This window comes from Polaromonas sp. P1_G2 (genome assembly GCF_056405515.1).
In genome coordinates, this window is sequence record NZ_JBFUBY010001208.1 from 1 (window position 1) to 441 (window position 441).

The 441-nt window shown below is 59.6% G+C and carries 1 protein-coding gene; it reads left to right on the forward strand.

The genetic code is table 11. From position 1 onward, the window contains the following. Positions 1 to 441, forward strand: a 441-nt coding sequence (locus AC1D0P_RS29800; RefSeq protein ID WP_477680028.1) for a hypothetical protein, incomplete at both ends; no start/stop codon positions are given.

The window sequence follows — 441 nt, forward strand, 5'->3', positions numbered from 1 at the left end:
GTCGACCAGCGCTTTTCCTATGCCTTCGACGACCATGCCGGATCGCGCGCCACCCGCGAGATCGACAAGGTCAGGGAGACAGGCACCGTCACCGTTACGGGCGAGTCGCAATACCAGCCCTATTTGTTGGTGGAACTGGGCCGCGAACTGGCCGCATGTAACGCCGATCCCGGACCCGGCATGTGTGCCGGCCCTCTCGGAACGGCAGCGACACTCGGCATTTACCAGAGCGCGGTCGCAGATGTGCCATTCGAGAAGATCGACAAGAGCAGGCAGAATCCAAGCTATCTGACCTGCGATCAGGACGATTGCGGTAAAGAGATCAAGTTCCTGAATTATCGGCAGGCCTTGGAATACCGGCTCAAGGACTGGGGCTACAGCACCCGTTCGTCATTGAATGATAAGGGCCGCGCCTTCTTCCGCCGGTTCGCCTCCTTCACC